Source organism: Paenibacillus terrae, from assembly GCF_005217525.1.
Taxonomy (GTDB): Bacteria; Bacillota; Bacilli; order Paenibacillales; family Paenibacillaceae; genus Paenibacillus; species Paenibacillus terrae_C.
Genome location: NZ_PNXQ01000008.1, coordinates 58,714 through 68,576 on the forward strand (window position 1 = coordinate 58,714; position 9,863 = coordinate 68,576).

Genomic DNA, 9,863 nt, shown 5'->3' on the forward strand with positions numbered 1-9,863 from the left:
GGGTGGTGATGCAGCATGATCAAATGGTTGAGGTCGGAATCCTTTACGGCCTGGGCCTTTATGACGCCGGGACTGTTATTGCTTGCCGTCTTTGTATTTTGGCCTATTATTTACAGCATTCCGCTGGCATTGACGGACTACTCGGTCATATCGGATACCCATTATGTCGGTCTGGATAATTTCGAGGCAGCGTTTAAGGACCGCAACTTTCTCATTTCGATCTGGAACTCATTGGTGTACGTGCTCATTGTTCCCTTTCTTCAAATTTTCTCCATCCTGATGGCCGTGCTGGTGAACAGCCGTATACCGGGAATTAAAATATTTCGTACGACCTTCTACCTTCCTGTCGTAACTTCGATGGTAGCCGTGGCCTTGATTTGGAGCTGGTTGCTTGGCAATAACAGCGTTGTGAATTATTTGCTCATGCAGGCAGGCTTGATCAGTAAGGACATTCACTGGCTGTCAGACAGCTCTTTGGCCTTGTATGTACTCATGTTCATCACGATGTGGAAGGGACTAGGGTATTATATGATGCTCTATCTGGCCGGTTTGCAGAACATTCCACAAGACCTGTATGAAGCCGCCAGAGTAGATGGAGCAAGCCGATGGCGGCTAATTGTCCATATTACACTCCCGTTATTAAGACCCTACGTTCTGTTCTGTACGCTCATATCGCTTATGGCGGCTATTCGCGTGTTCGATGAAGTGTATGTGCTGACCAAGGGCGGGCCAGGAACAGCCACACTGACCTCCAGCTTGTATATTTTCCAAAAGGGGATGGAGCAGTTTAACTTTGGTTATGCCTCAGCGCTTGGCTTAATTGTCGGTGCAGTCATTGCAGTGCTCAGTATTATCGTATTCCGATTCAATAGGAAAGGCGGTGTCAATCCCTATTGATGAATTTACAGGATGACAAAATGCTACAGTCGCCCCTTCCGAAAAACGAAAATAGCCGCATCATTCGCAACCTGGGGCGAGTTGTAAGGATGACGGTGATCTATGTACTGCTGGTGCTGCTCGCTCTCTTTTTAATGGGACCGTTCCTATGGCTACTCAGCGTATCGCTCATGCCGGGACGCAATATTTTCTCAACGCCACCGGCGATTTTTCCGACTTTTATTGATTTTGAAAATTATACTCAGGTATGGCAGTTTATGAACTTTCCGAAGTATATGCTGAACACGGTGATCATTACGGCGCTTGGCGTTATTTTCAATGTAGTGCTCGCCAGTCTGACGGGATATCCTTTGGCTGTATTTCGTTTTAAGGGTAAAAATCTGGTGTTCACGCTACTAATTTCCACCATGATTATTCCTTCATACACGTCGTTCATCGTACATTACCTGACCATTCAGGGGCTTCATCTGGGCAATACGTATTTGGGTGTGGTGCTGCCTGGAGCTGTCTCCGTGTTCAACATTTTTCTGATGCGGCAGACGTTTATCCATATTCCTACCGATGTACGTGATTCCGGCAAAATGGACGGCGCTTCGGAATTCCGAATCTGGTGGCAGCTGGTGCTACCGCTGGTGAAGCCAGCGCTCGCCGTGATTTCTTTGCTGGAAGCTATGTCGTTCTGGAACAGCTTCCTGTGGCCTATCGTTATTCTGAATGATACAGAGCTATACCCGCTGGCGGCTGCGCTCACATATCTCAATGGTCAATTTGCCTATAACTTTGGCTGGATTGCAGCGGGCACGATGATTTCGGTGCTGCCGATCATTATTTTGTTCCTGTTCACACAGCGCTACTATATGGAAGGCTTGGCGGGTGCAGTAAAAGGCTAGACCGGAAATACCGGATGAGAGCGATCCGTAAATGGAAGGGGAGACGGTTACGATGGAGCTGGCGAAAGGAACGCGGCCCAATTCCCGTGTGGGGCTAACAACGCAGGAGATTCAATATTATTTTCGTGATGTGTATGACAGTGGGGCAAAGCTGGTCATACCCGAACCACATTTGATTTGCGAGCTATCCTCCCGCTTCGGGATGAATCAGGAATATGAAGGCGTTCTGGACCCTGACGGGCCGATCAAGCTGATTCTGCCTCCAGGACCGGGCGTGCCGACCGAAACACGGGGAAGCGTACAACTGGTATTGGAGTACGATGGAGCGCTTGTTGCAGACGGCTACCGTTTGGAGATTCATAAGGAAGGTCGAATTGAAATCCATGCTGCTAATAAAAGAGGGCTCAAATACGGCATGGATGCCCTGCATTTGCTGCTTCAAGTTGAACAGGAGCGATGTACACTGCCTGTGGTGTCCATTCGTGATGAGCCTTCATTTCCGGTCAGAGGGATTATTGAAGGATTTTACGGAGAACCCTGGAGTCTGGCGGATCGGCTGGATGCCGTCCGTTTTATGGCTGCGCACCGGATGAACACCTTCATGTATGCTCCCAAGGATGACCCGTATCATCGAGAGCTATGGCGGGAGCCGTACCCGGAAGACACGTTTGCACAGATTAGCCATCTAAAGCAAGCCTGCGATCAGCATGAGATGGATTTTCATTACTGCATCAGTCCGGGGAACGACCTGAGCTTTGGCAGCGATGAAGATTTCCTCCGTTTGACGGGAAAGCTGGCGGCTGTGATTGCCATTGGCGTGCGCCATTTTTCCATATTAATGGATGATATTGATTATGTGTTAAAAGGAGAAAATCGACATTTGCTGGGCCGCTCGGGTCACGCTCATGTCTTTTTGACGAACAAGGTGCATGCATGGCTGGCGGAGCGGTTGCCTGAATTTACGCTGACAGTCTGTCCTTCGGAATATTGGTCGTATTGGGATACCGAGTACAAAAAGGATTTCCGCGAGCGGCTGCACCCGGAGATTAAGGTGTTCTGGACCGGATACTTTGTGTTTGCTCCGCATATCGGTCGGAAGCACGCTGCCGATAATCATGCATTCTTTGGGCATGAGCTGTGGCTGTGGGATAACATCCCGGTGAATGATTGTGACCGTGACCGCTTGTTCCTCGATCCGTTGCGCGGGCGGTATTCCGTGCTTCCAGACTGCGGACATACCGGTATGGTAGCCAACCCGATGAATCAGTGGGAATGCTCCAAAGTAACGCTCATTACAATGTCCCACTATATGTGGAACAGTGAGCGGTACATGCCGGAACTTTCTTGGGATTGGGCTGTGCGGGAGTTAGCGGGAGCGCGCGCGGAGGAACTGATGTTTTTCTGCCGTCAAAACAGGAACAGCCGACTGGGCGGCAGCGCGTATGAGGACGTGGATCTTGCCTTGCAATTGCGCGATATCCCGGCGCTGGATATGTACTTTGAGCGGCTGCTCCAAGCCGTGAGCGTCCTGCGGCAAGTACCCGCCGATGATCCGGCGGCAGGCTTCGTAGCACAGGCCGCGCCGTGGCTGGAACGCGCCGAGCTGGACGCTGATCTGTGGCGTACGCTGCGTCAAGCTGTGGTCAGCAGCGAGCGGCAGAGCGGTGCGCAGCAGGTTGAGGAGAGCAGTACGCCGCCGGAAGTGGCTGGCGGGCAAGGGGCTGTGCCCCTGACGGACGAAGTCGTGGCGGAACTCCGGCGCTGTATCACTGCCTGTCTGGGGACGAAGGCTCGGCTCGGCAGTGATCCGGCGATCCGGGCAGCCGAGCGGTGGGGCTACGTCGGTCAGGATGAACAAGGCAAGTATCGACTGATTTTGTGAGCAATTGCCGCTAGGGTTAAGAAACCAAGGCAGCATAGCTGCCCTGAAAATAACCATTTGCCGTTAGGATAACGGACATTTTCAGGAGAGGTGGATGCGTATGGTGAAGCCAAACACTCGTGTGCTTTTTGTGCCGCTGGATGAGCGGCCCTGTAATTATGATTTTCCCTATTTACTGGCGCAGGGCACAGATTTGGAAATCGAGCGTCCCCCGTTGGAATGGATGGGACAAAAGAAAATCCCCGGTGATACGACCCAACTGTGGGCTTGGCTCGAAGAACGTGCGGCGAGAGCAGATGGAGCCATTATTGCGATGGATACGCTGCTGTATGGCGGAATCGTACCATCTCGTCTGCATGGAATGACAAGTGAGCAGGTCGGTGACAAGGTGAATCGACTTCGCAGGCTCAAGCAGCTTTATCCGCAGATGACCTTATATGCTTTTCAACTCATTATGCGCTGTCCGCAATATTCCTTGGCTGACGAAGAACCGGATTACTACGCCGATTGGGGACGAGAGATATTCAAAAAGGGCTTTATAGAGCACCGTCAGGAGCTGGGGATTGCTACCTCAGAGGAGCTTTTTGAATTATCCGACATCAACGAACGTCTGCCTGTAGAGATACTGGAGGATTATTTGGGCCGTCGCCGTGTGAATCTGGAAGCTAATGAAGCCGCACTGGAGCTGGTAGCAGAGGATATCATTGATTTTATGATCATTCCACAAGATGATTCTGCTCCCTACGGCTATACCGCCAAGGATCAGCAGCGGCTAAGAAATCGTATTTCCGATCTTGGGCTGGATTTGAGTGTGTACATGTATCCGGGGGCAGATGAAGTGGGCTGTACGCTGCTGGCGCGGTGGGTTAACCAGGCGAAGAATGCTGTGCCGCTTGTCTATCCAAGGCTGTCCGCTTTGCAGGGAGCATTCGTGATTCCGCTTTTTGAGGATCGTTATTTTTATGAAACGTTAAAATACCAGATTATGGCGGCAGGCGGATTGATCGCTTCTTCAGCGGCAGAGGCTGATTTGATTTTGTTGGCTAACACACCCGGAGACACGATGGCAGAAGCATCTTCTCAACAGCGTGCAATGGCCGGATATGATGTATACCGAAACGTGGTGGAACTGGTCGAATACGGCGCCCATATGCTGCGACATACAGGTAAAAACATTGCAGTGGCTGATGTAGGCTATGCCAACGGAGCTGATCTTAAGCTGCTTAGACTTTTGAAGCAAAAAGGGCTGCTTTTTGGGCTGGCAGGTTATGCAGGCTGGAACACCAGCTCCAATACGTTGGGCACCGTCATTGCCCAGTCCATGCTGTATAGCCACTACGGGCCTACAGCAGAGCATCTGGATTTTCTGGCGTTGCGTTACGCCGAAGATGCATGTTATTGCGCTGTGGTGCGTACCGCCATGAATAACGGGATTGTGGAACAAATGGGCTTCAACAAGTTTATGCTCGACGGTCAGAGAGGCTCGGTTGCTGCGGTCATTCGCGGACGAATGGAGCAGGCGCTCGACGAATATGTAAACGGGCCGGAGGGCCACGTGGAAATTACAGATTGCTATATGCCGTGGAACCGCACCTTTGAAGTCGGATTGACCGTACGGCATCATGCCAAAGAGAGAGGGTGATCCCAATGGGAATGGAAGCTGTATTATCAAAAGTTCAGCATGGCCTGATCGTATCCTGTCAGGCGCTACCCAATGAACCGCTGCACGGATCGGATTCCATGGTCAAAATGGCACGTGCCGCTCAGCAGGGTGGAGCTGTGGCCATTCGCGCCAATGGTGCAGCAGATGTGCGTGCGATCAAACAGGCGCTTTCCCTGCCAGTCATCGGCCTGATCAAGCGGGATTATGATGATTCCGATATTTACATTACCCCCACCCTTCGAGAGATGGAGGAACTGGTGGATGCGGGCGCAGATATCATCGCCCTGGATGCTACATCACGTCCACGCCCGGGGGGATGCAGGCTGAAGCAGCTCATAGATTACGCTCATAAGCACGGAGTGTCCTCCATGGCCGATGTTTCCACGCTGGAGGAGGCGCTTCATGCGGCTTCCCTCGGCGTAAGCTGCGTATCCACAACGTTATCCGGTTATACGCCATATTCTGCACAGATCGATGGACCCGATCTGGAGCTGGTTCGGAGAGCGTCAGAGCTGGTTCCTGTGCCTTTAATTGCAGAGGGAAAAATCCATGAGCCAGCGCAAGTGGAGGAAGCATTCCGGCTGGGTGCACATGCAGTGGTTGTAGGCTCGGCGATTACCAGACCCCAATTGATTACGCAGCGGTTTGCCGATGCCGCAAGGAAGGCAGTGAAATGCATCTATGGAGATGAACGACCGAATTAATACGTACTTTCCTTCATTAACCAAATCGGAGCAAAAGGTTGCTTTGTGCGTACTGGAGCGCCCGGCAGATATCATATATTTTTCCGTGACGGAGCTAGCTGATTTTGCAGGTACAGGTGAGACGACCGTCATGCGCTTTTGCCGAAAAATCGGTTTTAAAGGCTATCAGGATTTCCGACTGTCCTTGGCGCAAAACCAGACTCATCGCAAAACCGATACGGATGGGGAAAACACCGACCCGGATAACGAACATGATATTACCCACATGGTGTATCACAATATGCTCGATATTTTGCACTCCAGTATGGGACTGCTGGACCGTTCAGAGCTTGGACGTGCGATAACGTGTCTCGACCAGGCAGGCTATGTTCAATTTTTTGGTGTAGGCGCTTCGGGGATTTCTGCTCAGGATGCCAAAAACCGCTTCTTACGAATCGGGCGGCGCGCCGAAGCCGTGACAGACGGACATATCCAGTCGATGATGGCGGTGTCCATGAAACCCGGAGATGTGGCTATCGGTATCAGTGTATCTGGAAGCACGCTGGATACCAACGACATGCTACACAAAGCCAAGCAAAACGGCGCGACCATTATCGCGATCACCAATTATGCAAAATCGCCTATCACCTCCATTGCGGATATCGTATTGCTGACCGCAGGCAAGGAAGCACCGATGGAGGGAGGCTCGATTGGAGCTAAAATCTCACAGCTATTCGTCATTGACCTCATTTGTGAAGGGCTTGCTCGCAAGCATAGGAGTCATACCAAACAGATGAAGGAAAAAACAGCGAGGGCGGTCATTGAACGTAGTTATTGAGGTTTTGAAGCTGAGAACTGCATCCTTCGGCTGCGTCATATCTCAGTTATTGTTTTGGTATATGACTTGCTATTTATAGAAGCTTTACGTAAAGAGCATGTATATGTTGATATCGTTTGGCTACAAGGAGGACACTGTGGTGGCAGATGCTGTGAACAGAGTCATAGGGATCGACATTGGAGGAACATCCGTGAAGGCCGCTGTAGTGGAACAAGATGGTTCGGTGCTGGATGAAATCCGGCTGGATACGGACGCTTCTCGCGGGCGTGATTGGGTACTGTCACGAGTATCCGAAGCTGTGGAAGGACTGAAACGGTCCCTGGGAGACCCCAGCAACAGTATCAGCGGCGGCATCGGTATCGACGCTCTGGGGATCGCCACGGCTGGCAGAGTAAACGTGGAGAGTGGTGAGGTTGTGTACGCCACGGATAATCTCCCCGGCTGGCAAGGCACGCACTTAATAACTTGGGCGAGGGAGAATCTGGCTTTACGTGCTGTTGCCGACAATGATGCGAACGCCGCTTTGCTGGGAGAAGCGTGGCAGGGAGCCGGGAGGGGCAAGCAGCGCTTGGTCATGCTCACCTTGGGAACAGGCGTCGGTGGCGCATATATGGAACATGGCTTGTTGTGCAGAGGGGCTCATTGGAGCGGCGGCGATTGGGGACATAGTCTTTTATTCCCAAAAGGTCTTCCTTGTAATTGTGGAAAAAATGGCTGTGCCGAGCAGTATGTATCCGGTAACGCACTGTTACGTAGGGGCAGAGAATACACAGATAAACAGTATCGCTCGGGAATCGAAATCATGAAGGAGGCTGCTCACGGTCACCTGGAGGCGCTTCAGGTACTGGACGATTACACTGCAGATTTAGCCATGCTTCTGGTCAATATCTCGGTCACCCTTGATCCCGAGGCTATTATCGTAGGCGGAGGGGTAGCAGACGCGGGAGAAGTCTGGTGGCCCTTGCTGGAAAAGCATCTACAACAGCTGGGAGTCCAAACAGAAGTAAACCGGGCGTTATTGGGGAATCGCGCTGGAATCATCGGTGCGGCGCGGCTTGCTTTTGAATTAACGGATTCCTAGAACAAGCATGAAAGGGGAACGTACCATGACGCAAAATCGGATCGATACCGACATTGTTGTGATTGGCGGAGGTCTGGGAGGAACATCAGCAGCTCTTGCGGCAGCGAAGGCCGGCATGAGAGTCATCGTGACGGAGGAGACGGATTGGTTGGGAGGACAGTTAACTTCACAGGCTGTTCCTCCTGATGAGCATCGATGGATCGAACAGTTTGGCTGCACGGCAACATACCGTGAGTTCCGTAATCGTGTGCGTGACTATTACCGTCAGAATTATCCTTTAACGGAAGAAGCCCAAAATGACCCGATTCTTAATCCCGGCAACGGTTGGGTAAGCCGTCTGGCTCATGAACCACGAGTTGCTTTGCGGGTGCTTGAGGATATGCTTGCTCCCTATTTGAATACGGGGCGTGTTCGCGTATATTACCACACCGTGCCCATAGCCGCTCAAACGGATGGGGACTGCATTTCTTCCGTAACTGTTCGTACCTTGGAAAGCCTTGATGGTGGTTGTGGGGTTATGATGCTGCACGGAACGTTTTATCTGGATGCCACTGAGTGCGGGGATCTTCTTCCGATGGCGGGGGTAGAGCATACGAGTGGAGCAGAGTCGAGGGATGATACAGGTGAGCCTCATGCTTTGGAGCGTGCTGACCCTATGGATATGCAGTCTATCACACATGTGGCAGCCGTGGATTACATCCCTCAAGGAAGCTTCATTATAGAACAGCCGCAACAATATGATTTTTGGAGAAATTATATTCCTTCCTTTTCCCGTTTCCCGATTTTGAGCTGGTTTGCTACGGATGCGGATGATACCAGCAAACTAAAACAGTTCACTTTGTTTCCTAACGATCAGGGCATTGTATCTCTGTGGGATTACCGTCGCATTGTGGACCCTTCTATATGGAGCAAACCATTAAATGATGGAGAGGTAACTCTTTTAAACTGGGCGCAAAATGATTATTACCTCGGTCCGTTGATTGGTGTCACCACTCAGGAGCAGCAAAGACATAAAGAAGGTGCCCGTGAATTGACCCGTTCTTTAATCTATTGGCTCCAGACCGAAGCACCCCGGTTAGATGGAGGGTTCGGTTACCCGGGTGTTCGGCCCCGTGGAGATTTCCTTGGTACCTCAGATGGTCTGGCTAAAACCGCCTATATTCGAGAATCACGCCGAATTCAAGCCAAGTATACGATATCGGAATTCGATGTAAGTCGTGAGCTTCGGGGGACGGATGGGCCAAAACGATATGCGGACAGCGTAGGTATAGGCAGCTATCATTTGGACCTCCATCCGACCACTGTATCTCAGCGGACATTTTACATTCCCAATTACCCTTATGAAATTCCGTTAGGCTCCCTTATTCCGGTGAGAGTGCGTAACCTGCTTCCCGCCTGTAAAAATATAGGGATGACTCAAATCGCAAATGGCTGCTATCGGCTGCATCCCACGGAGTGGAATATAGGTGAATCAGCGGGTAGTTTGGCGGCTTACTGTGTGTCCAACGGAGTATTCCCGATAGAAGTCAGCGAATCGGCAGAGCATCTGGGGCGTTTTCAAAGCAGGCTGCTTCGCCAAGGCGTGGAGTTACACTGGCCTGCGGAAGTATTTGAACCCGAAGGAGTCACCAGCTAAAACGCGAGGGGCTTTTGCCCCTTTGCTGACTTTGATAAGGTCAAAAAGATGATTTTAGTAAGTAATAAAAAAAGTGCTTGCTAAGTTATTGGGATATATGATATATTATTTGAGCTGACAACAAAACAGCCGTTTCAAAAGTGAAAAGCTTGGATACAATAATCTTTATAAAAGATGAAAAAAATAAAGCTTGCATTTCTGAAATGAACATGATATGATCTTATAGCTGCTGAAAAACACAGCGAAAAAGAATTTGATCTTTGAAAACTGAACAACGAGTGAGTAAATGATTT

8 protein-coding genes are annotated in these 9,863 nt (G+C 50.8%); all 8 read left to right on the plus strand.

The genetic code is table 11. The features are described from left to right. The first annotated feature begins 15 nt into the window (after positions 1–15). The 8 genes from C1I60_RS07510 (at position 16) to C1I60_RS07545 (ending at position 9,570) form a co-directional block, all read left to right on the plus strand. A complete protein-coding gene (locus C1I60_RS07510) occupies positions 16–897 on the plus strand; it encodes a carbohydrate ABC transporter permease (RefSeq protein WP_137061175.1) in 882 nt (293 codons plus the stop codon). Further along, positions 897–1,787 (plus strand): carbohydrate ABC transporter permease, encoded by an 891-nt coding sequence (locus C1I60_RS07515; protein ID WP_137061186.1) that lies wholly within the window; start codon positions 897–899, stop codon positions 1,785–1,787. Before C1I60_RS07510 ends, C1I60_RS07515 begins: the two co-directional genes overlap by 1 nt. A gap of 52 nt (positions 1,788–1,839) precedes the next feature. Continuing rightward, entirely contained in the window at positions 1,840–3,669 is a 1,830-nt protein-coding gene (locus C1I60_RS07520; protein ID WP_137061176.1) for a protein O-GlcNAcase, read from the plus strand. A 100-nt stretch (positions 3,670–3,769) separates the two neighbouring features. After that, on the plus strand, positions 3,770–5,311 hold the full coding sequence (locus tag C1I60_RS07525; protein ID WP_137061177.1) for a DUF4127 family protein: 1,542 nt from the start codon (positions 3,770–3,772) through the stop codon (positions 5,309–5,311). Positions 5,312–5,316: 5 nt separating this feature from the next. After that, the gene (locus C1I60_RS07530; RefSeq protein WP_137061178.1) at positions 5,317–6,036 is read left to right on the plus strand and encodes an N-acetylmannosamine-6-phosphate 2-epimerase; all 720 of its coding nucleotides are present in this window, start codon (positions 5,317–5,319) and stop codon (positions 6,034–6,036) included. Further along, entirely contained in the window at positions 6,014–6,853 is an 840-nt protein-coding gene (locus C1I60_RS07535; protein ID WP_137061179.1) for a MurR/RpiR family transcriptional regulator, read from the plus strand. The genes C1I60_RS07530 and C1I60_RS07535 overlap by 23 nt, the downstream gene beginning before the upstream one ends. A 103-nt stretch (positions 6,854–6,956) precedes the next feature. Then, a complete protein-coding gene (locus C1I60_RS07540) occupies positions 6,957–7,934 on the plus strand; it encodes an ROK family protein (RefSeq protein ID WP_137061180.1) in 978 nt (325 codons plus the stop codon). Positions 7,935–7,959: 25 nt separating this feature from the next. Further along, entirely contained in the window at positions 7,960–9,570 is a 1,611-nt protein-coding gene (locus tag C1I60_RS07545) for an FAD-dependent oxidoreductase (protein WP_137061181.1), read from the plus strand. Positions 9,571–9,863 lie beyond the last annotated feature (293 nt).